The sequence below is a fragment of the Paenirhodobacter enshiensis genome (genome assembly GCF_000740785.1).
In the GTDB taxonomy this organism is placed as follows: domain Bacteria; phylum Pseudomonadota; class Alphaproteobacteria; order Rhodobacterales; family Rhodobacteraceae; genus Rhodobacter; species Rhodobacter enshiensis.
This window is the reverse complement of record NZ_JFZB01000005.1, coordinates 97,799-123,897: the sequence shown is the minus strand read 5'-3', so window position 1 is coordinate 123,897 and position 26,099 is coordinate 97,799. Positions and strand designations below refer to the sequence as shown.

The 26,099-nt window shown below is 69.4% G+C and carries 21 protein-coding genes; 6 read left to right on the top strand and 15 right to left on the bottom strand.

Features of this window, described 5'->3' with window-relative positions; genetic code table 11:
* Nucleotides 1-11 precede the first annotated feature (11 nt).
* On the top strand, nucleotides 12-932 hold the full coding sequence (gene trhO, locus CG50_RS03560) for an oxygen-dependent tRNA uridine(34) hydroxylase TrhO (protein WP_036635305.1): 921 nt from the start codon (nucleotides 12-14) through the stop codon (nucleotides 930-932).
* Between the two features lie 13 nt (nucleotides 933-945).
* Here the strand turns inward: trhO and CG50_RS03555 are convergent, their stop codons facing one another.
* The gene (locus CG50_RS03555; RefSeq protein ID WP_036635303.1) at nucleotides 946-1,779 is read right to left on the bottom strand and encodes a universal stress protein; all 834 of its coding nucleotides are present in this window, start codon (nucleotides 1,777-1,779) and stop codon (nucleotides 946-948) included.
* Between the two features lie 188 nt (nucleotides 1,780-1,967).
* Here CG50_RS03555 and CG50_RS03550 point away from each other — a divergent pair, with 188 nt between their 5' ends.
* A complete protein-coding gene (locus tag CG50_RS03550) occupies nucleotides 1,968-2,942 on the top strand; it encodes a YihY/virulence factor BrkB family protein (protein WP_051909448.1) in 975 nt (324 codons plus the stop codon).
* Here the strand turns inward: CG50_RS03550 and CG50_RS03545 are convergent.
* From CG50_RS03545 to CG50_RS03530, 4 genes are all read right to left on the bottom strand, one after another.
* On the bottom strand, nucleotides 2,936-6,529 hold the full coding sequence (locus tag CG50_RS03545; RefSeq protein ID WP_161785380.1) for a translocation/assembly module TamB domain-containing protein: 3,594 nt from the start codon (nucleotides 6,527-6,529) through the stop codon (nucleotides 2,936-2,938). The two genes, CG50_RS03550 and CG50_RS03545, sit on opposite strands and share 7 nt — an antisense overlap.
* Before the next feature lie 11 nt (nucleotides 6,530-6,540).
* Nucleotides 6,541-8,415: an autotransporter assembly complex protein TamA gene (locus tag CG50_RS03540; RefSeq protein WP_051909443.1), complete on the bottom strand. Its 1,875-nt coding sequence runs from the start codon at nucleotides 8,413-8,415 to the stop codon at nucleotides 6,541-6,543.
* Between the two features lie 188 nt (nucleotides 8,416-8,603).
* A complete protein-coding gene (secB, locus tag CG50_RS03535; RefSeq protein ID WP_036635862.1) occupies nucleotides 8,604-9,098 on the bottom strand; it encodes a protein-export chaperone SecB in 495 nt (164 codons plus the stop codon).
* A gap of 77 nt (nucleotides 9,099-9,175) precedes the next feature.
* Complete coding sequence (locus CG50_RS03530; RefSeq protein WP_036635302.1) at nucleotides 9,176-9,676, bottom strand: FxsA family protein; 501 nt, start codon at nucleotides 9,674-9,676, stop codon at nucleotides 9,176-9,178.
* A gap of 98 nt (nucleotides 9,677-9,774) precedes the next feature.
* Here CG50_RS03530 and CG50_RS03525 point away from each other — a divergent pair, with 98 nt between their 5' ends.
* The 3 genes from CG50_RS03525 to CG50_RS03515 are packed head-to-tail and all read left to right on the top strand — an operon-like array spanning nucleotide 9,775 to nucleotide 11,930.
* Nucleotides 9,775-10,434 carry a Tim44/TimA family putative adaptor protein gene (locus tag CG50_RS03525; protein WP_036635300.1) on the top strand — a complete coding sequence of 220 codons (660 nt, stop codon included), beginning with the start codon at nucleotides 9,775-9,777 and terminating at the stop codon, nucleotides 10,432-10,434.
* A gap of 3 nt (nucleotides 10,435-10,437) precedes the next feature.
* Entirely contained in the window at nucleotides 10,438-11,331 is an 894-nt protein-coding gene (gene mltA, locus CG50_RS03520) for a murein transglycosylase A (RefSeq protein WP_036635298.1), read from the top strand.
* Nucleotides 11,328-11,930, top strand: coding sequence for a Smr/MutS family protein (locus CG50_RS03515; protein WP_036635296.1), 603 nt, complete (start codon nucleotides 11,328-11,330; stop codon nucleotides 11,928-11,930). Before mltA ends, CG50_RS03515 begins: the two co-directional genes overlap by 4 nt.
* Before the next feature lie 102 nt (nucleotides 11,931-12,032).
* Here the strand turns inward: CG50_RS03515 and CG50_RS03510 are convergent, their stop codons facing one another.
* From CG50_RS03510 to hslV, 4 genes are all read right to left on the bottom strand, one after another.
* Nucleotides 12,033-13,139 (bottom strand): alpha/beta hydrolase, encoded by a 1,107-nt coding sequence (locus tag CG50_RS03510; RefSeq protein WP_051909441.1) that lies wholly within the window; start codon nucleotides 13,137-13,139, stop codon nucleotides 12,033-12,035.
* A gap of 78 nt (nucleotides 13,140-13,217) precedes the next feature.
* Nucleotides 13,218-14,522, bottom strand: coding sequence for an ATP-dependent protease ATPase subunit HslU (hslU, locus tag CG50_RS03505; protein WP_036635294.1), 1,305 nt, complete (start codon nucleotides 14,520-14,522; stop codon nucleotides 13,218-13,220).
* 3 nt (nucleotides 14,523-14,525) lie between these two features.
* Complete coding sequence (locus tag CG50_RS03500) at nucleotides 14,526-15,581, bottom strand: hypothetical protein (protein ID WP_245615584.1); 1,056 nt, start codon at nucleotides 15,579-15,581, stop codon at nucleotides 14,526-14,528.
* A complete protein-coding gene (hslV, locus tag CG50_RS03495; RefSeq protein ID WP_036635293.1) occupies nucleotides 15,574-16,131 on the bottom strand; it encodes an ATP-dependent protease subunit HslV in 558 nt (185 codons plus the stop codon). Before hslV ends, CG50_RS03500 begins: the two co-directional genes overlap by 8 nt.
* 105 nt (nucleotides 16,132-16,236) lie before the next feature.
* Between hslV and CG50_RS03490 the strand changes: the two genes are divergently transcribed.
* Entirely contained in the window at nucleotides 16,237-17,142 is a 906-nt protein-coding gene (locus CG50_RS03490; protein WP_036635291.1) for a hypothetical protein, read from the top strand.
* 81 nt (nucleotides 17,143-17,223) lie between these two features.
* Here the strand turns inward: CG50_RS03490 and trxA are convergent, their stop codons facing one another.
* The 6 genes from trxA to tsaE form a co-directional block, all read right to left on the bottom strand.
* Nucleotides 17,224-17,544 (bottom strand): thioredoxin, encoded by a 321-nt coding sequence (gene trxA, locus CG50_RS03485; RefSeq protein ID WP_036635290.1) that lies wholly within the window; start codon nucleotides 17,542-17,544, stop codon nucleotides 17,224-17,226.
* Between the two features lie 121 nt (nucleotides 17,545-17,665).
* Nucleotides 17,666-21,046, bottom strand: a complete 3,381-nt coding sequence (gene addA / locus CG50_RS03480; protein WP_036635289.1) for a double-strand break repair helicase AddA — start codon at nucleotides 21,044-21,046, stop codon at nucleotides 17,666-17,668.
* Complete coding sequence (gene addB, locus CG50_RS03475; RefSeq protein WP_036635287.1) at nucleotides 21,043-23,970, bottom strand: double-strand break repair protein AddB; 2,928 nt, start codon at nucleotides 23,968-23,970, stop codon at nucleotides 21,043-21,045. Before addB ends, addA begins: the two co-directional genes overlap by 4 nt.
* Complete coding sequence (locus CG50_RS03470) at nucleotides 23,960-24,649, bottom strand: nucleotidyltransferase family protein (RefSeq protein WP_036635285.1); 690 nt, start codon at nucleotides 24,647-24,649, stop codon at nucleotides 23,960-23,962. The genes addB and CG50_RS03470 overlap by 11 nt, the downstream gene beginning before the upstream one ends.
* Nucleotides 24,625-25,623 (bottom strand): aminoglycoside phosphotransferase family protein, encoded by a 999-nt coding sequence (locus tag CG50_RS03465; protein ID WP_036635283.1) that lies wholly within the window; start codon nucleotides 25,621-25,623, stop codon nucleotides 24,625-24,627. The genes CG50_RS03470 and CG50_RS03465 overlap by 25 nt, the downstream gene beginning before the upstream one ends.
* Complete coding sequence (gene tsaE, locus CG50_RS03460; RefSeq protein ID WP_036635281.1) at nucleotides 25,620-26,090, bottom strand: tRNA (adenosine(37)-N6)-threonylcarbamoyltransferase complex ATPase subunit type 1 TsaE; 471 nt, start codon at nucleotides 26,088-26,090, stop codon at nucleotides 25,620-25,622. Before tsaE ends, CG50_RS03465 begins: the two co-directional genes overlap by 4 nt.
* Between the last annotated feature and the right edge of the window lie 9 nt (nucleotides 26,091-26,099).

Here is a 26,099-nt window from a genome sequence, read left to right as displayed (position 1 = left end):
ATGGGAGAGCCATGCTGACCGTTGCCGCACTCTATCATTTCACCCGTTTCGACGACCCCGCGGCGCTGCGTGCGCCGCTCGCCCGGCTTGCCTGTTCCATGGGGGTGCGCGGCACGCTGCTGCTTGCGCCCGAGGGGATCAACGGCACCATCGCCGGCACGCGCGAGGGGATCGACGCCGTGCTGGGCCATATCCGCGCGCTGCCGGGCTGTGCCGGGCTCGAGTGGAAGGAAAGCACCGCCGCCGGGATGCCGTTCGGCCGGATGAAGGTGCGGCTGAAGCGTGAGATCGTCACCATGGGTCAGCCCGATGTCGATCCGCGCGCGCGGGCGGGCCATTACGTCGCGCCCGAGGACTGGAATGCCCTGATCCGCGAGCCCGATGTCGTGGTGATCGACACCCGCAACGATTACGAAGTCGGCATCGGCACCTTCGCGGGCGCCATCGACCCGAAGACCCGCAGCTTTCGCGACTTCCCCGCCTGGTGGCAGGAAAACGCGCCCCGCTTCCACAACAAGCGCGTCGCGATGTTCTGCACCGGCGGCATCCGTTGCGAGAAATCGACGAACTACCTTCTGTCGCAAGGCGTCGAGGAAGTGTTTCACCTCAAGGGCGGCATCCTGAATTATCTGGAGCATGTCCCCGAGGACCAAAGCCTGTGGCAGGGCGATTGCTTCGTCTTCGACGGGCGGGTCAGCCTGCGTCACGGGCTGAAGCAGGGCGATTACGGACTGTGCCACGCCTGCCGCCGCCCGATCTCGGCCGAGGACCGGCTGAGCCCGGTCTTCGAGGACGGTGTGTGCTGCCCGCATTGCGTGGATGAATACACCGAGGCCGACCGCGCGCGGTTCCGCGAGCGTCAGCATCAGATCGCGCTCGCCCATGCCCGCGGCGAGGCGGGGCCGTTCGGGGGCACGCCGGACGCGCCCTGAAAACCGGGCCGGTTCAGCGCAGCAGCAGCACCGGCACCTTGCACGACAGCAGCACCGATTCCGTGGTCGAGCCGATGAAGAACCGGCGCAGCCGCGAATGGCCGTAGCTGCCCATCACCAGCATGTCGACGCCCTCGACCTCGACCAGCGTGCCGAGCGCGAGGTCCGTCTGGCCCTGCACGATCCGGCTTTCGGCCTTCAGCCCGCCGGCGCGCAGCACGGCGAGCGCGTCGTCATGGCGGCGGCGCACCTCGGGGGTGTCGGCGCCGACGGTGGCGACGATCACTTCGGCACCCTCGAACAGCGGCGAACGGGCCACCTCGTCGACCGCGCGCAGCGCGACGGATCCCCCGTCATGCGCGACCAGCACCTTGCGCACCGGGCTGAAGGCGCGGGCCGCGACCAGAACCGGCGTCGCGGTCGCCCGCGCGATGCGTTCGAGGTTCGATCCCAGATGGCCGATCGCGTAATCCGCCGCCTCGCCGCGCTTGCCGACGACGACGATCCCGGCGCCGGTCTCGCGCGCCGACAGCGCGCTCAGCAGATCGCCGCCCAGAAGCTCCGTCGCGACATCGGAAACCCCGGCATCGCGCACCATCGCCCCGGCATCGTCGAGGATCGCGCGTCCGCGCGATTCCGCCAGCCGCTCGCGCTGCGCATCGAGCGCGGCAAGCTCCGCCTGCAGCGCCGAGCGCGCGCCCAGCCCCTCGGCCGCACTCTCGCGCCGGCCGGTGACATGCACGATGTCCACTCCCTGACCGAGCTTTCCCGCAGCCCAGGCAGCATAGGCGCAGACGCTGGTCGAATAGATCGACCCGTCGACGAAGGCGATGATCCGGTCTGACATGGGCTCCCCCGGGACAATTCGACGTTTTTCCAATCGCTAGCCCGTCCGCGCGCCGACGGAAAGAGCCATTCGCTGCCCGGCTGAAAATGTCTCGGATCTGGCCGGATCGCAGTGTGGAATCGCGGGGGGCGGATCGTGCGGGAGACAGCGGATTGCACCCGGCCCCGCTTCCGGGTCATTGTGCGATCATGCCCGTGCTATTCTCGCCCTTTCGCAACCCGGCCGTGCGCTTCGTGATCGAGCTTGTCGATCGCCTGGCCCAGACCAACATGATGCTGGTGGCTGCCGGCGTCACTTTCTACGCCATGCTCGCCGTGTTCCCGGGCCTGTCGGCGACGCTCGCGATCTGGAGCACCTTTGCCGACCCCGAGGCGATCCGCTCCTATCTGTCGGTCGCCCATACCTTCATCCCGCCCGAGGCGTTCGAGATCCTCAGCCAGCAGATCGACGCGCTGATGCAGGGGCCGCGCGGCAGCATCGGGTTGCCTGCCGTCGTGTCGATCCTGATCGCGCTGTGGTCGGCGCGGGCGGGGGTGGGCTCGCTGTTGCAGGGGCTGAACCTGATCCACGGCACGCGGCCGAGGAACACCGTCCTCGCCTATCTGTTCGGCTATGTGATGACCGTGGCGCTGGTGGGGGTGATGTTGCTGGCGCTGGCGACGGTGGTGGTGGTGCCGGTGGTGGTGACCTTCCTGCCGTTCCATGCGGTGACGGGATGGCTGAACTCCGGTCTGCCGTGGATCGCGATGGTGCTGCTGATGTTCACAGCGCTTGGGCTGTTGTATCGCTACGGACCGAACGTCCGGCCGGACCGGCGCGATCCCTTCATCAGCGCGGGCTCGTTCCTTGCCACGCTGGTGTGGGGCGGGGCCTCGCTGGGGCTGACCTTCTACATCGCGAATTTCGGCAATTACAATCGGATCTACGGCTCCATCGGGGCGGTGATCGCGCTGATGATGTGGCTTTACGTCAGCGCGATGTCGGTGCTTCTGGGCGCCGCGCTGAACGCCGAGATCGCGCGCTGGCGGCTGCGCCGCACCCGGCGCCGGATGGCCGCGGCGCAGCGCGCGGCCCGCAGGACCGCCCGCGATCTTGCCGGGCCAGAGCAGGGGGCAGCAGAGCAGGGGGCGCCGCTCGCCCCCCGCCTTCCGCCGGTTCAGTAATCCTTCTGGAAGAACAGCCCGACGCTGCTGTCCCCGCCCGATCCGACAGTGCCGCGCGCCGTCACATGCGAGTTGATGTCGAGGTTCAGGTTCAGCTCGGTTTGTCCGAGGCTGTCGACCGCTACGTCGCTGTAAACCTTCTTCGACAGATACCGCCCCGCCCGCAGCGAGGTATTGCCATTGTCGTCGGTGCCGACATCCAGATCGTCCATGCCGAAGTTCTTGCGCAGCTTCGCGATGATCCCGTCGCCGCCCTTGCCCGCCAGCGTCGCCACCGCTGAGGCGAGCTGCGCCGCCTGCAGCGCCGACAGGTTGGTCAGGCCCTTGTTGAACAGCAGTCGCGCCAGGATCTCGTCCTCGGGCAGCTCGGGCGAAGAGGTCAGCGTCAGCTTCGGCTGCGTCGCCTCGCCCTCCAGCTGGATGGTGATCGTGGTGTCTTCCTGGTTGGCGGTGGCGACGAACAGGAGCCAGGGCGTCAGCGTGCCCTGCATCGCCACCTGCCCGTCAGTCAGCGTGAAGCGCTTCGCCAGCACGTCAAGCCGGCCGCGCACCAGCGTGAAATGCCCGACCGGCACGATATTCGCCGTCGTTCCGGTCAGTCTCAGCGAGCCGCCGAGTTCCGCATCGAGGCCGCGGCCGCGCACATAGACCTGGTTCGGCGCGTCGATGGTGACATCGAGCCGGTAGGACACCGCCGCGCCCCGGCTGCCCTCGCCGCCCATGTGCAGCAGCCCCGCCCGGCTCAGCGTGCGGGTCACTTTCACGGGCGCGCCGCGATGGGAGATGTCGGGGATCTCGGCCGTTCCGCCGAGGCTGCTCGGCACCCGGATCTCGGTGGTGCCGAGGCTGAGCCGGCCGGTGATCGCCGCGCCCCCCGCCAGCGGCCCCGCGATGCCGAGCGTGCCGGAAATCCGGGTGTCGTAAAGCTCCGGATCGCGCAGCCGCGTCTGGCTGAGAACGAGTTTCAGGTTGCTCTGGAACGGGGCTGTCAGGGTGACCGGGCCGCTCAGCGTCAGCGAGCCGCCGCCTTTGATCGCCGCCCTGGTGTCGAGCGTGACCTTGCCCCCGCCAAGCGTCGCGACCAGCCGGATGTTCTGCAGCGCCAGCGAGGCCGCCGGCACGTTCAGGCTGGCATTCGGTGCCTCGATCCGGCCCGACAGCGCATTCAGCCCGGGCTTGCCCTGCATCTTCAGATCGAAGGACACCGTGCCCTCGACCGATTGCGGGTCGATGAAATTGTTCGCGAGCGCCGTGTCCGCCTTGCCGCGGATCGTCAGGTCGGTGGTCGCCAGATTGCCCGCGACGGTGCCCGCGACCACCGCCTGCAGACCGCCCGGACCCCCGGCCTTCAGATCGAGCGCGTAGTTGCTGCCCTGCTGGCCAAGCGTGCCCTCGACCGTGACGGGGCCGGAATACTTGGGCGTGATCAGTCCGATGTTCGCCAGTCGCGCGCTCAGCCGCACTGCGGTGGCACTGGTGCCTTCGGCCTTCGCGCTCAGCTGCGGGTTTTGCAGGTTCAGCGCTGTCAGCCGGGTTACCCCGTCGCGCGTCGCCGCCCGCGCCGTCACCACGGTGTTGCCGGCCAGAAGCCGGTCCGCCGTCTCCTGCCCGAAGGCGAGGTTCGTCGCGGTGCCGTCGAGCGTGTAGCGCCTTTCGCCGTCCACATCCAGGATACTGGCCTTCAGATCGGCCGAGCCGCGATAGCGCCCGCCGAGCGAGCCGAGGTCGCGCAGCGCCACTTCGGCGGTCAGATCGCTTGCCCCGGTGGCCAGAACGCCCGCGGCGGTGACGCTGAGGGTGTGGGCATTGGCGCTGAACTGGCGGATCGTCAGCCCGGTCTCGTCGCGCGCGGCCGAGACCTCGATCTGGGACCGTCCGCTCAGCAGCGCATCGCTCTCGGCGATACCGGTCTTAAGGTCCTGCCCGCTCAGCGAGGCGTCGAGGTCGAACGCCCCGCTCAGCGCGGTCAATTTCCCCTTCACCGTGCCCTCGATCGCCCCCGCGAGCGGCCGGCCCGTCAGCGCCGCGTAATGGCGCAGGTCGCGCGCATCGAGCACCAGATCGGGCATGATGTCGATGCCCTCCGCCAGATTGCCGATCGAGACCGCGCCGGTCAGCGCCAGATCGCGGCCGTTCAGCACCAGATTGGTCAGGTTCAGCGGATGCGTGCTCGTCCAGTCGAACACGGTCGAACCGTCAAGGGTGGGCCCCACCGCCTCGGCCAGCGCCGGATCGGCGGGGGCGAGGCCGGTGACATTGAAATTGATCCGTCCGCTTGCCGCGTCGGTCTGCTCGGCCAGCGATACGAGGCCGTTGCCGGCCAGCTTCACCTGGCCGAGCGCCAGATCGGCGCGGCTCAGCCCGTTCAGCACGCCGCTCAGCGTCCAGCCCTGACCGCGGCTGCGGTCGTAAAACAGCCGCAGAGTCGCCGATTGCACCCGCGTCTCGGGGCCGGAGACCGGCAGCAGCACCGGCGCTGCCGCCGTGTCCTCGGATCCGAGGGCGACGTTCAGGCTGAAACTGTCGGGCATCCCCGAGGGCAGCGTGGCCAGCCGCCCCTGCACGTTCAGCGCCTGGCTCGCCACCGTCAGATCGGAGAGCGAGAAGCTGCCGTCGGGCATCGACACGCCGGTCGCCGAGAGCTTCGACTGCGTGCCGAAGAAATCGCGGTATTCGTCGGGCAGAAGCGGCGTCAGATCGCCCGCCAGATTGACGGCGAAGCCCTGACCCTTCGTGCCGTCCGCGGCCGGGGCGGCGGCGCTCAGCGTCACCTTGCCGGTCACCCGAGGCTGACTGTCGGTGCTCAGCACCACGTCGGAGGAGAAAGCATCGAGCGGCCCGCTGCCCGCCACCGCCAGCGTCAGCGCCGGGCTGCCCGGCAGCTTCGCCAGTTTCGACACCAGCCCGCCCTGACCCTCGTCGACCAGAAGATCGACCGACAGCTGACGCTTGCCTTCGGAATACCCGCCGGTGAACGAGAAACTGCCTTTTGTCCCGTCGAGTCGCGTCATCGCGAGCTTCGCTTTCGCATCGGTTCCCGACAGCGACAGGTTGCCGTCGAGCGTCAGCGTCACCGCCTCGCCCAGCACCGGTGCCCCGAGGGCGAGTTTGCCCACGCTCAGCTTGCCGATGTTGACCGAGACCGGCAGGTCCGGCAGCAGGCGGAACGGTTTCGCCTCGGGCGCGGGGGCCATGGCCGAGGCCGGGGTCTCGGGGCGGCGGTCGATGTCGATCTCGGTCGCCGTCAGCTCGGAAATCTCGACCTTGCCGGTCAGCAGCGCCGCGCGGCTCCAGGACATGGTGCCGCCGCGGATCGTCAGCCAGGGGCCGCTCGCGTCCGAGACCGTCAGCTGATCGAAGGTTGCCTTCGAGGAAAACGCGCCCCGGAACCCGTCGACGCGAATCTGCCGTCCGTCGCCTGACAGCTTGTCCTCGATCATCCCGGTCAGCCAGTCGCGGTCCTGCGCCGATTGCGCTGCGTCCTCGGCGGCGGGGGGCTGCACCTGCGCCGCGGGGGGAGGGGTGTCCTCGGCCATCGTGGGGACGGGCGCGAGCAGCAGCGCCGCAACCAGAAGTCTCCGTATCATCCGCCCCGCCATCAGAATGCCTGCCCGATGCCGAGATACAGCTGCACGCCGCCCCCGGTGCTGCCCTGCACCGGCACCGCGACGTCGAGCCGGATCGGGCCGATCGGGGTCTTGTAACGCAGCCCGAGGCCCGCACCCGACTGCCATTCGCCATCGCGCCCGAACAGGTCGTTGCTGGAAATGAAGCCGGCGTCGTAGAAGGCGACCACGCCAACCTTGTCGGTCAACCCGTAGCGCGCTTCGCCGGTGTAGCCGATGAACTGCATCCCGCCGGTTTTCAGCTGGCCGTCATACAGCTCGTTCACGCCGAGCGACTGATAGGGCTGGCCGCGCACCGTGCCGCCGCCGCCCGAATAGAACAGGTAGCTGCGCGGCGTGCGCCCGAGGCTCGGCCCGTAGACCGCGCCGAACTGGCCGCGCCCGGCCAGCACCAGCCGCTCCTCGGTGCCGAGGGCCTTGTAGGCGCGGAAATCCGCCACCAGCTGCATCCCCGAGCCGGTCGTCTGCCCCAGCCCGTAGAACGGCGTGGCGCGCAGCAGCCCGTAATATCCGCGTTTGGCATCGGTCTTGTCGTCGCGGTTGTCCCAGGTCAGGCTGTTCGGAAAGGCGATCTGGCGGAAGATGGTGTTGCCATAGTCGTCCTTCACCTTCGACCAGATATAGGCCGTGCCCGATTCGCCGGTCAGCCGGTCGCTGAACACATGGGTCAGGCCGCCGCCGATCTGGCTGCCCCATTCGGTATAGTCTTCCTCGGTGGTCTTGTAGGCCTTGGTCAGCACATAGGCCGAGGTGTCGGGCGAAAGCGTTGCGGGCCGGTCGATGCGCGCCCCGATCGAGTAATCCGTCGCCCCTGCGCTGTTCGAGCCCCCGATGCCCTTGATGTCGGCGTCGATGCGCAGCCGCTCGCCGCCGCCCCAGAGGTTGCGGTTCATCCAGTAGCCGGTCAGAGCCAGCCCGTCCGAGGTGCCGATCTCGGCGCCCGCGCCCATGCGGCGGGGCTTGTCCTCGGCCACCGCGAGGTCATAGTCGAGCACATCGCCCGCGCGCAGCCTCTCGGCCTCGGTCAGGGTGACAGAGCTGAAGATCCCGGTGCGGCGCAGCCGGGTCTGCACCTCGGCCAGCCGCTCGGGGGTGTATTTCTTGCCGGTCGGAAAGCCCGCGATGGCCAGCAGCCGGTCGGTGCGCAGCTTCTTGTTTCCCGTCGCCTTCAGATCGCCGAAATGCACCACCGGGCCGGGATCGAGGACGATCACCGAATCGACCGTGTTCTTGCGGTGGTCAGCGACAATCCTCTTGTCGGCGACGGTGGCCTTGGCGTGGCCCTCTTCCTTCCAGCGTGCCACGCCTGCGCTCGCGGCATCGAGGATCGCACCCGAGCGCGCGATCCGCCCTTCGGCGTAATCGGCGGGCAGCGCGGTTCCCGCCGCAAGCGGCGTGACGCCTGCGCGCACGAAATGGAACCGCGGCCCCGGGGTCACGCTGACATCGATGGCGTGGATCGTCTCGGGGGCGTCCATCGGCTGGATATCGGCGGCTTCCTTGCCGTCGATGTGGATGGTGATGACGCCGGAGTAATAGCCTTCGCTGTAAAGCACCCCCAGAAGCCGGGCGTAATCGGCCCGTGCCGAGGTGAACAGATCCTGCGGATTGGGGGTCTTTGCCGCCCCCGCAGCGCGCACCAGCGAGACATCGCCAAGCTGCCGGGCAAGATCCTCATCCGCCCCGGGGGCGGAGAAGGCAACCAGCCCGCGCGGTGCCGGTTCTTTCGGGGCGGATGGCGCTGTCTTGTCCCCGGTCGCGTTGTCGCCCGCCATCGCGCCGCCGACGGTCGCTGCCCCCGCCAGCGCACAGACCAGCGCGGTCGCCCATGTCCTCCGAACCGTCACTGCTGCCCCTTTCGGATTGTTTTTCCCAGAATGCCGGAATGGCCGGGGAATACCAGAGGAACGGGCCCCCGGCTGCGAATTTCCGCCCATTTCGCGGCTCTGACGCAAACCGCCCGGCCGTGCGGGGCGCACGACCGGGCGGGCGGAACCTGACCGGGGCGTGGGGTGCGCGCGCCCCGGGAAATGTCTCAGGACAGGTGCTGGGGGGCCTGAGCCTCGGCGCGGCGCGCCATCTCGGCGCGATAGAGCGCCACGAAGTCGATGGGTTCCAGGTTGAACGCCGGGAAGCCGCCGTCGCGCGTCACGTCCGATACGATCCGGCGCACGAAGGGGAACAGCTGACGCGGGCATTCGATCAGCAGGAACGGGTGCATCTGGTCGTCGGGCACGCCCTCGATGTGGAAAATGCCGCCGTATTCCAGTTCCAGCAGGTAAAGCGTCGCGTTGTCGACCTTGTTGGTCGAGGTCAGGCGCAGCTTCATGATGGTTTCATACTGATTGTCGACCGGACGACGGCGGGCGTCGAGGCTGACCTGCACCTGAATTTCGGGCTGGACCTCGGGGGCCTGCATCCCCTTCAGGGCGACGGCGTTTTCGAACGACAGATCGCGCACGAACTGCGCGAGGATGCTCATCTTCATCTGCGGCTGGGCCGAGGCGTCGCCGGTGGTCTCTTCGGTCATCGTGTTCTCCAGACTGGTCACGATAAGCTGTAGCACCCGTGCGGGCGCGCCTCAATCGTTGCGGACAGCAATCGTCCTCAGTCACGGGTCCAGCCGGAACCGTTCCGGCGTGGCAGCTGCGAGGGGGGCACTTCGTGGAACTCGCCTTCGAGAATGTCGTCCTCGGCCGGGCGCGGACGCGCGTAGCCGGTGCCCGAGACGCCGAACCCTGCCACGGTGACCCGGCTGGCGAGCGCGCGCAGGATCATTTCGGGCACCGCCGGGATCATGAGCACAAGGCCGAGCGCGCTGGTCAGAAAGCCCGGCACCATCAGCAGCACCCCCGCCAGCACCGAGGCCGCCCCGCGGGCCAGTGGCCCTGTCGGATCGACGCCCGGCGCCCCCGAGGCCGCCCCTGCCGCGGCCTTGCGCAACTCGTTGCGTGCACGCTCTCCCTGCGAGCGAATCACCCACCCGCCGAGCAGGAAAGACGCCAGCACGAAGGCCAGCGTCGGACCGAGACCGATGGCGCCCCCGATCACGACGAACAGCGCGATCTCGATCAGCGGCAAGGCGATGATGGCCAGCAAAAGCGGCATGATGACACTCTCCGGGCGCCGGTGGACTTGATCGCGCCCCTGTCATACATAAGTGGAGCAGGTTGAAATACCAGCAGTGCAGAAACGGAAACTCACCCATGTCGGATGCCGTCATCAAACTCGTCGTTCTCGCGGCGGTCGCGATCTTCCTGATCCTGCGCCTGCGCAGCGTGCTCGGCACCCGCGACGGGTTCGAGAAGCCGGTGGCCCCGCCCGAGGTGCCCCGGCCCGTCGAACGGCAGGCTTTTGAGGTCGTCGAGAACGGCCCCGATACCGACATCACCGACCACGTGGCCGAGGATTCGGACGCGGCGAAGGCGCTGACCGCGATGAAGCTGGTGGAGCCGTCATTCTCGGTGTCGGAGTTCCTCAAGGGCGCGCGTCAGGCCTATGAGATGATCCTGATGGCCTTCGAGACCGGCGAGATCGACAAGGTGCGCAGCTTCCTGTCTCCCGAGGTGGCCGGCGCGTTCGATGCCGCAGTGGCCGAGCGCAAGGCGAAGGGTCTCGATATCCACGCCGATTTCATGGGGCTGACGGAGCTGACGCTGAGCGCGGCAAGTTTCGACCGTGGCAGCAATCTCGCGGAGATCACCATCCGTTTCGGGGCCGAGCTGATTTCCGCCGCGAAGGATGCCAGCGGCACCGTGGTCGAGGGCGACCCGAAGATGCCGCGCAAGCAGCGCGACGTCTGGACCTTCTCGCGCACCATGGGCAGCGCCGATCCGAACTGGGTGCTGGCCGCGACCGGCGGCTAGGCGATGCGGCGGGTTTCCTGGACCGACATCCCCGGCTGGGAGACCGAGGATCACGCCGCCGCCTGGGCGGCGTTTTCCGTCAGCGCGCATCTGATCGGGCTGAGCGACATCGCCCGCGTCCACCCGACCCCGCGCGAGGCCTTCGAGCTGCTGTTCGACCCCTATGAGGTCGTGCCCGCCGGCAAGGCCTTTTATACCGGATATTACGAACCCGAGATCGCCGGCTCGCCGGTGCGCACGGAGCGGTTCCGCGCCGCGCTTTACGCCGTGCCCCCCGGTCTGAAGCCGCCGGCGAAATGGTTCACCCGTGCCGAGATCGCCGCGCGCCATCTTCTCGACGGTCACGAGATCGCCTGGGTCGAGACCCCTCTCGATGCCTTCTTCGCGCAGGTTCAGGGCTCCGTCCGGCTGAAGATGACGGATGGATCGTCGCTGCGTCTCGGCTTCGCAGCGAAGAACGGCCATCCGTATCGCTCCATCGGGGCAGAGTTGATCCGGCGCGGCGTGGCAAAGGACGGCATGTCGCCCGAGCGCATCCGGGACTGGGCCGGGGCGCATCCGGACGAGCTGCAGGGCCTGCTGAACCACAATCCGTCCTTCGTGTTCTTCCGTGCGCTCGATCTGCCGGCGTTGTCGGGCCCGGTCGGGGCGGCGGGGCTGCCGGTGATGGCGGGGCGCACGCTGGCGGTCGATCCGGCGGTGGTGAGCTTCGGCAGCCCGGTCTGGGTGGATTGCGCGGCCTTCGGGCGGCGGCTGACCTTCGCGCTCGATACCGGGACGGCGATTCGCGGGGCGGGGCGGGGCGATCTGTTCTTCGGCTCCGGCCCCGAGGCGGGGGCGGCCGCGGGGGCGGTGCGCCACAATGGCTCGATGATCGTGCTGAAGAGGCGGACATGAAACGGCGGCGCGGGCTGAGCGAGGAAGAACGCGAGCTGTGGCAGAAGGTGGCGGCCTCGGCGCAGGCGCTGCATCCGGTGCGGGTGTCGCGTCCGGCGGAGGCCGACCCGGTGCCGGTGCGGCCGGATCCGGCGGCGCGCCTGCCCGAGCCGAGCTTCGCGCAGATCTTTCGCGTCGGCGAGCAGGCCCGCCCGCGGCTGCCGGGGCACGATCTGGCGCCCTCCATCGGGGCGGGGCTGGCGGCCCAGCCGGTGGCGATGGACCGCAAGGCGCACCGTGCCATGCTGCGCGGCAAGATGGAGCCCGAGGCGCGGCTCGATCTGCATGGGATGACGCTCGCCGAGGCGCATCCCGAGCTGATCCGCTTCGTGCTGAGCGCGCAGGACCGGGGCTGCCGGCTGATTCTGGTCATCACCGGCAAGGGCAAGCATCGCGAGGACACCGGCCCGATCCCGACGCGGGTCGGCGTGTTGCGCCATCAGGTGCCGCAGTGGCTGCGCCTGCCGCCGCTGAGCGCGGCGATCTTGCAGATCACCGAGGCGCATCTGAAGCACGGCGGGGCGGGGGCCTATTACATCTATCTGCGGCGGTTGCGCTGAGGGCGGCCGGGGAAGGGGGGCTCTGCCCCCTCTTGCCCCTGCGGGGCAATTCACCCCCGGGATATTTGCGGCGAATCGAAAGGGCGAGGGCGGTGCTGGCGGTCAGTGCGCGTCGATCGCCGTGCCGATCTTCTCGATCGGGTTCAGCACGATCTGGGTGGCGTTCTGCACGCTGAGAACGACACTCGCGAAGGGGTCGCGGTGGCTCGCCTGTTCGCCGGCGAGCACGCGCGCGAGGCCCGACCAGTTGCGCAGCAGGCGGATCAGTTCAGGCGAGTTGGCGACGTTGAAATGCCCGCCCTGCGTGTCGAACCGGGCCGTGTCTATCAGCGTCACCTTCAGATCGGCGAGCCGCGAAATGTCGTGCAGATTGCCGAGGCGTGCGGATTCGCCGCGCATATGGGCTGAGATGTTCAGCGCCTTGTCGCTTTGCGAGGTGAAAACGATGAACGGTTGCGGCAGGCGGCCGATCCGGTGCGCCTCGATGCGGAACAGGTCGGTGTCGATGTCGGGCGAGATCAGGATTACCGCGCCGATCCTGTCGAGGGTGGTGCGGTCGCCCGCGATGGAAAGCTGGCGCAGCGCTTCCATCGTCAGGAAGCCGCCCATCGAATGGCCGACCAGCACGATCCGCCGCGCGCCCGCATCGCGCACCATGCGCAGGAGCGCGGTCAGCCCGTCGCGGGCGAACAGCGCCGAATCCTGATCGTAGGCGTAGCCCATCACCTGCGCGCGTGAGGGCCAGGCGTAGTGCACCGTCGCCCCGGGCAGCCCGAAATCGGCTGACATCTGGGCGAAGCGATAGAGCCCCTCGGCGAAATTGGTGTTGTAGCCATGCACGAAGACCACCGCCTCGCCATGGTTCGCGGCGATGCGGCGGGCGAGGTCGGCGCGGAAGGCGGCGGGGCCGGGGTAGATCCGCGAATCGGCCAGGAGGAAATCGTGTTTCGGGTCGGGGGTCTTGCCGGGGACCGGCACGGTGAGGGTGCCGGGCCGGTGGTCGGGAGGGATCGCCACGTCATAGCGGCCAAGCGTCAGCGTTTCGCTGCGGCCGACGTCGGCGAAATCTCCGGTCGCGGGATCGGGGACGCGGGTGGAGCCCACGAACACCGGGATCACCCGCGCATCCGGCAAGGCGCCGCCCGCCAGTTCGGCGCGCGGCGAGCAGGCGCCGAGGACGATCAGGACGACGAGGACGATCTTGCGCACGGCTTGGCCCCTTTCCGGGCGCTCAGGGTAGCATGTTCCGCCCCCGGGCCAAGCCCCCGGCGGGTGTGAACAGGCGGTTTACAGCACGTAGCGGCTGAGGTCGGTGCTGCGCGACAATGCGCCGAGATTGGCCTCGACGAAGCCGGCATCGACCGTCACCGACTGGCCCGCGCGGTCCGGCGCGACGAAGGACAGCTCCTCGAACACGCGCTCCATCACCGTATACAGCCGCCGCGCGCCGATGTTCTCGACCGAGCGGTTGACCTCGGCGGCGATGCGGGCGAGGGCCTCGATCCCGTCGGGGGTGAAGGTGACGGAAACGCCCTCGGTCTCCATCAGGGCGGTGTATTGACGGGTCAGGGCGTTGTCGGTCTCGGTCAGGATGCGGACGAAATCGGCCTCGGTCAGCGCGTCGAGTTCGACCCGGATCGGCAGCCGGCCCTGCAGTTCCGGCAGCAGATCCGAGGGCTTGGCGATATGGAACGCGCCCGAGGCGATGAACAGGATGTGGTCGGTGCGCACGGGGCCGTATTTCGTCGAGACGGTGGTGCCCTCGATCAGCGGCAGCAGGTCGCGCTGCACGCCTTCGCGCGAGACATCGGCGCCGCGCGCCTCGGCGCGGGCGGCCACCTTGTCGATCTCGTCGATGAAGACGATGCCGGACTGGCTGACCGCCTCAAGGGCGGTGGCGCGCACCGCCTCGTCGTCGAGGAGCTTGTCCGCCTCTTCCGAGATCAGCACGTCATAGGATTCCGCCACGCTCATCTTGCGCCGGCTGCGGCGCTGGCCGCCGAAGGCCTTGAACAGATCCTGAAGCCCCTGCATCTGGTTTTCCATCCCGGGCGCGGTGAACACCCCGGCCTGCGGCGCGGCGGCAGGCTCGGCCACCTCGATCTCGATCTGCTTGTCGTCGAGTTCGCCCGCCCGCAGCCGGGTGCGGAACATCTCGCGCGTGGCCTCGCGCGCGTCGGTGCCGGCGAGCACGGCGATCACCCGGTCCTCGGCCGCCTGACGGGCGCGGGCGCGGACCTCTTCGCGCATCCGCGCGCGGGTCTCGGTCATGCCGACTTCGGTCAGGTCGCGGATGATCTGCTCGACATCGCGGCCGACATAGCCGACCTCGGTGAACTTGGTGGCCTCGACCTTGAGGAAGGGCGCCTGTGCCAGACGGGCTAGGCGGCGCGAGATTTCGGTCTTGCCGACGCCGGTCGGGCCGATCATCAGGATGTTCTTCGGATAGACCTCTTCGCGCATCTCGGGGGCCAGACGGGCACGGCGCCAGCGGTTGCGCAGCGCCACGGCGACGGCGCGCTTGGCCTCGGCCTGACCGACGATGAAGCGGTCGAGTTCGGAAACGATTTCACGAGGGGTCAGATCGGACATGGATCACTCCGCATAAGGGGGGAGCCGGCGCTTGCCGGGAAAATCGGGAAGGGCGCGCATCAGACGGGCGCGCAGCGCGGTCCAGTAGGTGCCGAGCAGCGTCAGCCCGAGGCCGGTGAGCAGCAGCACCCAGGCCCAGGAACGCGGATCGCCCGGCCCGCCCGCGACATAGGCGACGAGGAAGATCAGATAGCCGATCCCCGCCGTCAGGAAGGACCGCCGGTCGATCACCAGCGCCAGCATGGAGATCAGCGCGAGCGCCGCCGCAAGCAGCCCGTAACCGAGCCCCGGCCCCATGTTCCAGAAGGTCAGCGCCACGGTGTTGACGAGCGCGGGCGCCGCCAGCAGATGCAGCCAGAAGCCCGAGGCGGCAGTCCGCCCGAGGCGATGAGGATCGCGCATGTCGAAGCTCATCGCCACGACGAAGGCGATCAGCCCGAAGGCCAGCGTGCCGAAGGCGAGGCCCGAACCGTGGCGCAGATCGAAGGCATCGGTGTAATCGCCGAAGCCGACACCGGGGATCAGCGTGCGGGTCACCACCAGCACCAGCGCAAGGCCGGTCAGCCCGACGAGGAACATCGAGAACGGCAGGCGGAACACGCGAAACCACGCCAGCAGCGCCAGCCCCGTCGCCACGAGGACCAGTGCGGCGGGTTCGGTGGTGCCGTGGCTCAGCCCGTATTGCCGCCAGATCAGCACGCCGAACATGCCCAGCACGCCCGCGCCATAGACCAGAACGAGCACGATGGAAGGCAGCATCATCCGCCGTTTCAGCGTGTAATAGCGCGCGAGCCACCAGGCCAGCACGGCGCACAGCCCCGACAGCAGTGCCGGCCGGCCGATCAGTTGCAGGAAGCCGAAAGCGCCGAGGAACAGGATCGACAGCCCGACGGCGACGAAGATCTCGGCGAAGCCGCGGAACAGCTCGAAGGGTTCGTCCTCGGGGATGCGGGTGCCGGCGCGGGTCTGCGCGAGGGCGAGGACGTTGGCGGCCTGCGCCTCGGTCAGGTAGCCCGCGGCCACGGCGGCGCGCAGGTCTTCGCGGGTCAGATCAGCCACCGATGGTCTCCACCGTCACGTTGCCATTGGTGAAGACGCAGATCTCGGCCGCGATCGCCATCGCCTTGCGCGCGATCGCCTCGGCGTCGAGGTCGGTGTCCATCAGCGCCCGTGCCGCGGCGAGCGCGTAATTTCCGCCCGAACCGATGGCGGCGATGTCATGCTCGGGTTCCAGCACGTCGCCGGCACCCGTCAGCACGAACAGATCCTTGCCGTCGGTCACGATCAGCATCGCTTCGAGGTTGCGCAGATACTTGTCCATCCGCCAGTCCTTGGCGAGTTCGACGCAGGCGCGGGCGAGCTGTCCGGGCGCCGCCTCGAGCTTCTTCTCCAGCCGTTCGACCAGGGTGAAGGCATCGGCGGTCGAGCCGGCGAAGCCCACCACCACATCGCGCCCGCCCGGCGTCAGGCGGCGCACCTTGCGCGCGGTGCCCTTGATGACGGTGTTGCCCAGACTCACCTGCCCGTCGCCCGCCACCACCACCCGGCCGCCCTTGCGCACGCCGATGATCGTCGTGCCATGCCAGCCGGGAAACTTGTCCTCCGCCATCTTTTCCGCCGTTCGTTCACTGTGATCGTCGCCGTTGATATGAGCGTGCCCGCCGCGCCGTGCAACCCTTTGACCTGACCGGCGATGCCGGTCTAGGCTCGGAACATGCGACAGACCCGCCTCCTGACGCTTTACCTCGACCCGGCGACGCTGGCCCGTCTGCGCCGCGGCGAGCACACGTTCTTCGGACGGCTGGTCGCGGCGGTGCGGGGGCAGGGCTGGCAGGTCACGGCCGAACCCGACAGCCTCGCGAACCGTCTCGCGGCCCCCGGACGGCCGGGATATGCGCTCTATCACATGGAAGAACCTACGCACGAGCGCGCACTGACCTGCCGGCGCACCTATGTCGGTGCGTTCTGGCACATCGAGGCGCAGGCCGCGCGCTGGCTGTGGCCCGTGGCGCAGGCGCCGTTCCGCCCCGGGGATGTGCCGGCCGAACCGGCGCGCCGCTTTGTCGCGCAGCTGCGGCACCGGCTCTGGCCCGATCCGCCACGGATCCGCGACGAAGGCTATCTTCTCGTGCCGCTGCAGGGCCGGCTGACGCAGCAGCGCAGCTTTCAGTCGATGAGCCCCGTCGCCATGCTGGAGACGCTTCTGGCGCGGACCGACCGGCCGCTGCGTGCTTTCCTGCACCCGCGCGAGGTCTACTCCGCCGAGGAGCGCGCCGCGCTCGATGCGCTGGTTTCCCGCGCGCCACGGCTGAGCCTTGCGAGCTCGGGTGCGCCGGAGGCCCTGCCGGGCTGCCACGCTGTCGCGACCGAGAACAGTGCCCTCGCCTTCGAGGGATATATGCTGGAAAAGCCCGCGTTGCTGTTTGCCGGGGCGGATTTCCATCACATCGCCGCCAGCGTTCCGCGCGACGGTCTGGATGCGGCCTTCGCCCCCCGCCCGTCGCCGGAGTTCGCCCGCTACCTGTTCTGGTTCCTGCGCGAGCAGGCGATCAATGCCGGCAGCGGCGACTGCGAGGCACGTATTCTCGACGTGCTGCGCCGCAACGGCTGGCCGATCTGAGCTGTCCGGTCCGGGGGCGGTCGCATGGCACGAAAAAGGGCGCCCGAAGGCGCCCTTTCCCTGTTTCAATGGCCGTGCGGCTCACACGGCCGAGTCGATCCACGCCTTCAGCGCGGCTTTCGGCGCGGCCCCGACCTTGTTCGACACGATCTTGCCGTTCTTGAACAGGAACAGCGCCGGAATGCCACGCACGCCCATGGTGGCGGGGCTTTCCGGGTTCTCGTCGACGTTGACCTTGGCGATCTTGACCTTGCCGTCGTATTCCTTGGCCAGTTCCTCGAGCGACGGGCCGATCATGCGGCACGGGCCGCACCATTCCGCCCAGAAGTCGACGACAACCGGAACCGTGGAGTGACGCACTTCCTGATCGAAAGTGGCGTCGGTGACATGAACGATGGACATGACGGATCTCTCCTCGATATTCGCTTGTCCGAATAGGTAGGCAGCCCCCCCTTGGCCGTCAAGGTCAGATGGCAAGGTCAGATGGCGCAGAGCCGCTGCCCGGCCGGGCCAAGGGCCGGCATCAAAGGCCGGACAGAGCTTCCTCCATCTGCGCGGCGGGCAGCTCGGTCAGGGTGGCGGTTTCGGTCCACACGACGGTGCAGGCGATCTCGCGGCCCGGATAGATCCCGGCCAGCATGGCGCGATAGGCGGCAAGCTGGCGCACGATGCCAAGCGGCACTTCGGCCGCGGTCCCGGGCACCACCCGGTTCGACTTGTAATCGAGGACGTGGATCTTCGCAGGCGTCACCCACAGCCGGTCGATCGCGCCACGCAGCACCCGACCGCGAAGCGCATCGAGCGTCGCCGTCACCTCGACCTCGGCGAGCGATGCCGCCAGATCGAAGCCGCTCGCGGCGATCGCGGCGATCACCCTTTCGGCCGTGGCGAGGAGCGGCGCGATGTCTTCGGTCCGGTCCGGCCCGGTCGACAGCAGCGCGTGTGCGCGCTCGGGGCGGGCTTCGGGCGCCTCGGCGGGCAGATGTTCCAACAGCAGATGCAACTGCCGGCCACGGCGCAGCGCTGCGGCCTCGTCCGGGCCCTCGGTCGCATCCTCGCCCGGCAGCGCCTTTGCCCCGCCGAGGTCCGAGGGCGAGAGGGTCGCCTCGGGCCGCGGGGGCGCTTCGGGGCGGGTGAACAGCCAGCCGGGCAGTTCGGGCTGCGCGGCGGCAGCGTGGGCTTCGGCCCCGGCGGGTTCCGGCCAGTCGCCCGAGGCATGGCGGCGCAACACGCCGATCTCGCGCAGGCGCGGCGAGATGCCCTCGGCCTCGCCCGCGCCGAGGCGCGCCATCGCGCCCTCGACCAGCGCATACCAGCTTTCCTCGCCCTCGCCGGTCTCGCCCGCCGCGGCGACGATCAGCCAGCTTTCGGCCCGGGTCAGCGCGACATAAAGCAGGCGCATCTTCTCTTCGCGGATGCGGGTCGCCTCGTCGTCGGAGAGGGTGCGCAGCGCCGCCGGCATCGGCCCGCCCTTCCACAGTGCGACGGCCGGCGCCTGATCCGCCGCCGTTTCAAACACCGACGACCCTGCCGGTGAGCGATGCGGTTTCGCGGTATCGGGCAGGATCACCACCGGCGATTCCAACCCCTTAGAGCCATGCACCGTCATCACCCGGATGGTGCGGCCCTCGTTCTCCATCTGGCGCTTGACCTCGATGTCATCCGCGCCGAGCCAGCCGAGGAAGCCGGTCAGGCTGGGGATCTCGGTCATCTCGTAGGCAAGGGCCTGCTGCACCAGCTCGTCGATGCCGTCTTCGGCCTCCGGGCCGAGACGCGCGATCAGCCGGCCGCGGCCGCCGTGGCGGTTCAGGATCCGCGCGATCAGGTCGAACGGGCGCAGGAAATCGGTCTGGCCAAGCAGATCCTGAATGATCGCGACGTTCGGGTCTTCGGGTCCGCGTTCGCGCAGCGCCGGCCACAGATAGCCCTTGCGGGGCTGCGCGAGGGCGTAAAGCTCGGCCTCGGTCCAGCCGAACAGCGGCGAGCGCAGCGCCTCGGCGAGCGACAGATCGTCTTCGGGGGTCGCAAGGAAGGTCAGCAGCGACACGATGTCCTTCACCGCGATCTCGGCCCCCAGACGCAGCCGGTCCGCGCCGGCGACGGCCAGCCCCGCCGCCTTGCAGGCGCGGATGATCTCGCCGAACAGGAAGGCGCGGCGCTGTACGAGGATCAGGAAATCCCCCTCGTCGAGGGGGCGCGACCCGCCCTTGCCGTCGGGCAGGCGCTGCCCGCCCTCTATCATCGCCCGGATCTCGGCGGCGATGGTGCGCGCGAGGATCACATCGGCATCCTCGCGCCCGGGCAGGTCGACGGGATCGTCCCATTCGCCCTCGGGCGCATCCTCGGGCCTCGCGATGGCGGGCCACAGATCGACGCGGCCGGGCATCGCCTGATGGAAGGCGATATGCTCGGGCGCGCCGCCGAGGCCGACCGCGCCCGCGCCGGCAAAGGTCTCGTCCACCAGTTGCAGCACCGCCGGGGCGGAGCGGAACGAATGTTGCAGCACGTCGCTGCGCAATGGCCGCTCGATGGCGGCGAATTTCTCGGTGAACAGGGTGCGCATCGCCTCGAAGCGGTGCAGATCGGCGCCTTGGAACGAGTAGATCGACTGCTTGCGGTCGCCGACGACGAAGATGGTGCGGGCGGCCTCGCGCGCGCCCTCGCCGGCGGTGAATTCGTCGGCCAGCCGCTCGATCACCTGCCACTGGCCGGGCGAGGTGTCCTGCGCCTCGTCGACGAGGATATGGTCGATGCCGCCATCGAGGCGGAACAGCACCCATTGCGCCACCGAGCCGCGCGACAGAAGCGCGCCCGCCCGTTCGATCAGGTCGTCGAAATCGAGCCAGCCCCCCGCCGCCTTGCGTGCGCGGTAGCGCGGCACGAAGGCCCGCGCGAAGGCCGAGAGCGCCTCGGACCGGGCGGCGACGGCGAGGGCGAATTCGCTGTCCTTCGCCGCGCTCAGCCTTTCGGCGAAGGCCTTGAAGTCGTCGAGCGTGTCCTCGCCCATCGCCTCGGCGGCCTTCTTCGTCGGGATCTTGCTGCTCAGGGTCCAGTCGATCTTGCGCAGCAGCGCGGATTGCAGCTCCTCGACGTCGCGCAGCGTCGGCGCCTTCAGATCGACCCGGGCAAGCACCGCCGCCAGATCCTTCATCGTCTTCGATTCCGCCTTCAGGATCGGGATGACGGTGTCGAACAGCGCCTTCTCGCTGCCGTCGAAGACCAGCGCCGGCAGGCCCGCGCGGGTCAGATCGGCGGGCTGGCCGAGCGCGCTCAGCAGATCGGCGCGCGTCACCGGACGGGCGAGCGTCGCGGCATGGCGCGAGACCTCGGCGATCAGGGGGCTCAGATCCTCGCCCGCGGTGCAGTCGGCCAGCCGGTCGAGGACGGTGCGCTCGGGACTTTCGGCGATCTCCTCGACGATGCGCGAACGCATCTCGGCGGCGGAGCGGTCATCGAGTTCGGCGAAACCATGCGGCACGCCCGCCTCCAGCGGGAAGCGGCGCAGCAACATGCCGCAAAACGAGTGGATGGTCTGGATCTTCAGCCCGCCCGGCGTCTCGATCGCCTTGGCGAACAGCCGACGGGCCTGCGCGAGGCGCTCGGCCGGGACGGCCTCGGCCGCCTCGCTCGCACCGCCGAGGCGCGTCAGCTCCGCCCGCAGGCGGGCATCGTCGAACATCGCCCATTCGCCGAGGCGTTTGAGCAGGCGGTTCTGCATCTCGCTCGCGGCCGCCTTGGTATAGGTCAGGCACAGGATCTTCTGCGGCTCTGTCCCGTCAAGCAGCAGCCGCGCCACCCGGTCGGTCAGCACCTTGGTCTTGCCCGAGCCCGCATTCGCCGACAGCCAGACCGAATGAGCCGGGTCCGCCGCGCTGACCTGTCGTTGGGTGGCAAGATCGGTCATTCAACATCCTCGCCTTTGGCCGGGTCGCTGATCTGCCATTCGCCGAAGCGCGACAGGTGGTCGTAATCGCTGGCGATGGTGGTGGTCTGCATCGCGCGCCGCGCGGTATAGCCGGTCTCTGGCCGCAGATAGCGCGCGACCAGCGCGCGGAACCGCTGCCATGTGGCCTCGATCTCGTCGGGGCCCATCTTCAGATCGCGGGTCTCGCCATCGCCGCCGAGGCGGATATAGGTCATCGCCGCCACCTCGCGCGGGCCGATGGCGGCGAAGGCACCGCGCGCGACCATCGCGGCCTCAAGCGGCAGCTGCTTGTCGAAGGCGAGAACTTCCTTGTCGCTCGGCGGCTTGCCGGATTTGTAGTCGAACAGATGCGCCCGCCCGTCGCGCAGCACGTCGATGCGGTCGGGCTTGGCGGTCAGCCGGAAACCGATGTCGGGAAGGTCGATCCCCGCCTTGGTCTCGACGATCACCGGATCGCCCTCGTCGCGGCGGGCCTGTTCGGCCTCGACCAGCGTGCGGGCGATGCGCCGGATCCGCGCGAGCCAGAGCACCTGCGCGCTCGGCCAGGGGATCTGATCGGTCAGGATCTCCTCGGCGATCAGCAGAAGGCGGTCCTCGGCTTCGTCGAGGGTCTCGTCGAGGGGGCGGCGCTCGACGAAGCGCTGCACGATCAGGTGCAGCACCTCGCCGCGCAGCCGGGGATCGGGTTCGGGGCTGAGCGGGTTGAGCGGTTTCAGCCGCAGGATCCGGCCGGCATAGACGGCATAGGGGTCGCGGATCAGCGTGCGGATCGCGGTCACCGGCAGCTCGCGCGGGCGCGCCGCTTCCGGCGGGCGGGGCGAGGGGCGGGTCGCGGGGGCGACACGCTCGGTCGGGGTCTCGAAGGCGCGGGCCATGCGCAGCCAGTCGGCACCGCGCCGGCGCATCCCGGCCAGAGCCTCGGGCCCGCCGGTCGGGCCGAGGCCGCCCATCAGGTTGGTCAGCCGGTTCAGCCAGCGCGAGGGCACGGTCTCCGCACTCGCATCGCGGCGGGCGCGCGACAGCACCACCTCGGGCGCGCCGATGGCCTGCTGGAAGTCATGCGCCGAAAGGCCGATCTGGCGTTCGGGCAGCAACAGCCCGGCCGCGAGCCGCATTTGCCGGCTGAGCCAGGGATCGGGGTCCGGGGCCTCGGGCCAGCTGCCTTCGTTCAGCCCGGCGAGGATGACGAGATCCGCCGTTTGCACCCGCGCCTCCAGCGTGCCGAGGATCAGCACACCGGGATGCACCGCCTGCGAATGGCGCACCTGCTGGGCCTGAAACAGCGTGTCGATCAGATCGGCGTAATCGGCCGGGCCATAGCGGCCGCCGGCGGGGGCTTCGGTCGTCAGCTCGGCCATGATGGCGGCACAGGTTTCGCCCGCCTCATGCTGCCACAGCCCGCTTGCCGCGGCCGTGCCGCCGGGGCCGGCGGCGAGATCCGACGCCAGCGCCAGATGCGCGGCGATGACCTCGGGCAGATCGGCTTCGGGTGCCGGAAGGAAGCCCGCGATGACCGTGGCGACCCATTCGGCCCAACGGATGCGGGGCTCCTCGTCTCCCGCCCATTTCAGCAGCGCAGCCCGGTCCGGGAAGGCGGGGCCGCGCCGGCGCAGATACAGTTCCAGCTCGCGGGTGAACAGCAGATGGTCGCCGCGCATCGCCGATCCCGTGGCGGCCACCGGATGTTTCAGCAAGATCAGCAGCGGCGCGATCATCAGCGCCCGGCCGCGCATCCGTGCGACCAGCCGCAGGAACCGCCCCGAGGCAGTCAGCGACAGCGGCTGTCCGGCGCTGTCATCGGGCAGGATGCCCCAGCGGTCGAGCGCCGCCGCCACCCGCCGCGTCACCGTGCGGTTCGGCGTGACCAGCGCGGCGGAGCGCCCTTCCTCCACCGCCCGGCGCAGAACCAGCGCAAGGGCCAATGCCTCGGCCCGTTCGTCCGGCGCCTCGATCAGCGTCATGCGCTCCGCTGCCGGGCCAAGCGGGCCGAGGCCCGCGCCCTCGCGCATCCACTGGTCCGTCACCGGGGCGGGGCGCAGCGCCAGCGAGACCAGCCGGTTGCGTTCGGGTGCGGGGGCGGGCGTGGCGGTCCAGCGTTCGACGTCGCCGGGGCCGATGCCGAGGCGCTTGAACAGCGCGCAGAAGCGGTATTGCGGGTGATCCTCGATCGGGACGCGGCCGGCGGTCAGGCTGTCCCAGGCGAAGTCCGGCATCTCGAAATCATAGCCCGGCCAGACGATGGCGCCCTTCGGCAGGCCGGCGACGGCCTGCATGAACAGCGCCGTCGCGCCGCGCGATCCGGTCGAACCGGCGATGATGATCGGGTCTCGCGGCGGGGCGTCCTGCCACAGCCGGATCAGCGCCTCGACCACCCGACGTTGCCGGCCGGAGGTATCGGGGGCGGCGTCATCCTCGAAATAGCGGGCGACGATGCGGATGAATTGCAGGCTGGCCTGCCAGTGCTCGGCATGGGTTTCGGCGATGTCGAGGGTTTCGAGCGTCTCGGGGGTGACGCCTTCCTCCTGCATCTCGGCCAGCAGACCGGCGAGGCTGTCGGCCAGCCGGAAGGTGCCGGCGCCCGGCTCGAACTGCGGCAGGCGGCGGATCAGCCCGGCGACGAGCTGCGCAAGCTCCAGCCGCCGCCCGAGCGAGGAGACCGCCGGCGGAATGTCGTCGATGGGCAGCCGCCCGATGTCGGAGATCAGCCCGATGCGCGGCAGCAGCCGGGCACCCGCGGCATCGAACGCCTCGCGCACGCGGCGCACCATCCGGCCGGAGCCGAGGTAAAGCCGCACCCGCGCGAGGTCTTCAGGCGGGGCGTCGCGGAACCGCTCGATCAGCCCGGCGACGAGGGCGCGGGGGAAATCGACGCCGCAGGGCAGGGCGAAGACGTTAGCGGGCATCGGCGAGCATCGCTTCGGCGAGCGGAATGCTTTCCGGCCGGCCGACATCGCACCAGCCGCCCTGATGAAGCAGGCCGAAGGCGCGGCCCTCGGCGATCAGCCGGTCCCACAACAGATTGATCGAGAACACCGCTTCGGGGATCGCGGTCAGTCCCGCGGGGTCGACGATCTGTGCGCCGGTGTAGACATAGCCCTCGCCGCGGCGGATCATGCCGTCGGGGGCCAGGGTGAAATCGCCCTTGCCGGTGTGGCCGGTGGCGCGCTCGACCGGGATCAGGGCGAGAAGCGCGCTCATCCGCGTGCCGTCCCAGCCGGCTTGCAGTGCGCTCAGCACGTTCGGCCCGGTCCATATCGCATCGGTGTTCAGCGTCAGCACCGGCCCGGGGCCGAGAAGCGCCGTGGCCTTGCGCAGCCCGCCGCCGGTTTCCAGAATTCGCCCCCGCTCGTCCGAGATCAGCACCCCCGTGCCGGCGAGATGCGCCTCCATCTGATCGGCCTGCCAATGGACGTTGGCGACCATGCGGGCGATCTTCGCCCCCCGCGCCAGATCGAGCGCATGGTCTATCAGCGGCCGGCCCGCGACTTCGACCAGCGGCTTCGGGCGGTTTCTGGTGAGCGCGCCCATCCGCGTGCCGAAGCCCGCGGCGTAAAGCATCAGCGCATCGGGCGGGTTCCGCATTCGCGTTTCAACCTTTCGATAAGGGGGGCATCCGGGGGCGCGAAGGCCGCCCCGACCGCGCGGGCGAGGGGGGCGAGCGTGGGATGCGCCAGATTGCGGTGCAGCAGCGCCCAGTTGCGCGGCATCAGATCGACATAGCGCGCCTTGCCCGCGCCCAGACACAGCCGCGCGAAGACCGCATGGATGCGCAACGCGCGCTGTGCGCCGAGGAGAGCATAATCGGCGGCGAAGGTGTCCGGGTCGAGCCCGCGGGCGGCGGTGTAACGGGCGATCTCGCGCGCCTCGACCTCGGGCGAGACGGCGCGGCGCACATCTTGCAGCGCCGAGACCAGATCGTAGCTAGGATGGGCCGCCACCGCGTCCTGAAAGTCCAGCAGGCCAAGGCGGGCGACGCCGTCGCGGCCGGGCAGCCACAGCATGTTCTGGGCATGGAAATCGCGCAGGCAAAGCACCGGCGCCAGATCGTCGAGCCGCGCGGCGAGCGTGGTGACGAGGTCAGGCACCTCGGTCGCGGCCTCCGCCGACAGGAGCGGCGCCCAGTCCTGACCGAGCCGGGTCAGATCGCCGAGCCCCGTTGCATCGAGCGGCGCCACGAAATCGGGCGGCGCCAGCCGGTGCAGCGCCAGAAGCGCATCGGTGATCGCGCCGTAAAGCGGGGCCTCGCGCGCGGGGTCGGCCTCGACCAGATCGAAGATCAGATCGTCGCCCAGATCCTCGATCAGCATCAGCCCGGCGGGGGCGTCACTCGCCATGATCTGGGGCGCGGAAAAGCCGTTGGACAGAAGCCAGCGGCCGACGTTTTCGAAATGCGTCACCTCGTCGGGCGAGGGCGACATCATCAGAACGGCGATCTTTTCGCCCAGGGTCAGCCGCGCATAGCTGCGCCCCGAGGCATCGCCGGCGAGCGGACGGCTGAGCGCATCCTGCCAGCCTTCGCGCGCAAGGAAAGCACGTGCCGGTTCGGGCAGGGTCATGCCAGCGCCTCCAGCCGGGGCTGCCAGGCGGGCGGGCCGATCAGGTCGACGGCGCGGGCATCGCCCCCCTCGGTCAGCCGGAAGCGCAGCGTCAGCGCGCCTTCGGGGCGCAGCGAGCCGAGCCGTTCCGGCCATTCGACCAGACAGATCGCGGTGCTGAACGCGTCCTCAAGGCCGAGTTCCGCCACCTCATCGGGATGGCCGAGGCGGTAGAGGTCGGAATGCCAGATCTCGGGCGCGGCGCCATAGGTCTGGATCAGGGTGAAGGTGGGCGAGGGCACGTCTTCCTCACGCCCCAGCCGGGCCCGGATCAGCGCGCGGGAGAAATGCGTCTTGCCCGCGCCGATCGGCCCTTCGAGCAGCAGCACATCCCCCGCCCGCAGCAGCGCGGCGAACCGGCGGCCGAAATCGGATGTGGCCTCGGCGTCGGCGAGGGCGAAGGTGGCCAGAAGGGGAACGTCGGACATGACCCCATC

Bases quoted from the DNA above. Each gene is read 5' to 3' on its own strand.
- trhO (WP_036635305.1), top strand. From the start codon at position 12: ATGCTGACCGTTGCCGCACTCTATCATTTCACCCGTTTCGACGACCCC.
- CG50_RS03555 (WP_036635303.1), bottom strand. From the start codon at position 1,779: ATGTCAGACCGGATCATCGCCTTCGTCGACGGGTCGATCTATTCGACC.
- CG50_RS03550 (WP_051909448.1), top strand. From the start codon at position 1,968: ATGCCCGTGCTATTCTCGCCCTTTCGCAACCCGGCCGTGCGCTTCGTG.
- CG50_RS03545 (WP_161785380.1), bottom strand. From the start codon at position 6,529: ATGATACGGAGACTTCTGGTTGCGGCGCTGCTGCTCGCGCCCGTCCCC.
- secB (WP_036635862.1), bottom strand. From the start codon at position 9,098: ATGACCGAAGAGACCACCGGCGACGCCTCGGCCCAGCCGCAGATGAAG.
- CG50_RS03530 (WP_036635302.1), bottom strand. From the start codon at position 9,676: ATGCCGCTTTTGCTGGCCATCATCGCCTTGCCGCTGATCGAGATCGCG.
- CG50_RS03525 (WP_036635300.1), top strand. From the start codon at position 9,775: ATGTCGGATGCCGTCATCAAACTCGTCGTTCTCGCGGCGGTCGCGATC.
- mltA (WP_036635298.1), top strand. From the start codon at position 10,438: ATGCGGCGGGTTTCCTGGACCGACATCCCCGGCTGGGAGACCGAGGAT.
- CG50_RS03515 (WP_036635296.1), top strand. From the start codon at position 11,328: ATGAAACGGCGGCGCGGGCTGAGCGAGGAAGAACGCGAGCTGTGGCAG.
- hslU (WP_036635294.1), bottom strand. From the start codon at position 14,522: ATGTCCGATCTGACCCCTCGTGAAATCGTTTCCGAACTCGACCGCTTC.
- hslV (WP_036635293.1), bottom strand. From the start codon at position 16,131: ATGGCGGAGGACAAGTTTCCCGGCTGGCATGGCACGACGATCATCGGC.
- CG50_RS03490 (WP_036635291.1), top strand. From the start codon at position 16,237: ATGCGACAGACCCGCCTCCTGACGCTTTACCTCGACCCGGCGACGCTG.
- trxA (WP_036635290.1), bottom strand. From the start codon at position 17,544: ATGTCCATCGTTCATGTCACCGACGCCACTTTCGATCAGGAAGTGCGT.
- addA (WP_036635289.1), bottom strand. From the start codon at position 21,046: ATGACCGATCTTGCCACCCAACGACAGGTCAGCGCGGCGGACCCGGCT.
- addB (WP_036635287.1), bottom strand. From the start codon at position 23,970: ATGCCCGCTAACGTCTTCGCCCTGCCCTGCGGCGTCGATTTCCCCCGC.
- CG50_RS03470 (WP_036635285.1), bottom strand. From the start codon at position 24,649: ATGCGGAACCCGCCCGATGCGCTGATGCTTTACGCCGCGGGCTTCGGC.
- CG50_RS03465 (WP_036635283.1), bottom strand. From the start codon at position 25,623: ATGACCCTGCCCGAACCGGCACGTGCTTTCCTTGCGCGCGAAGGCTGG.
- tsaE (WP_036635281.1), bottom strand. From the start codon at position 26,090: ATGTCCGACGTTCCCCTTCTGGCCACCTTCGCCCTCGCCGACGCCGAG.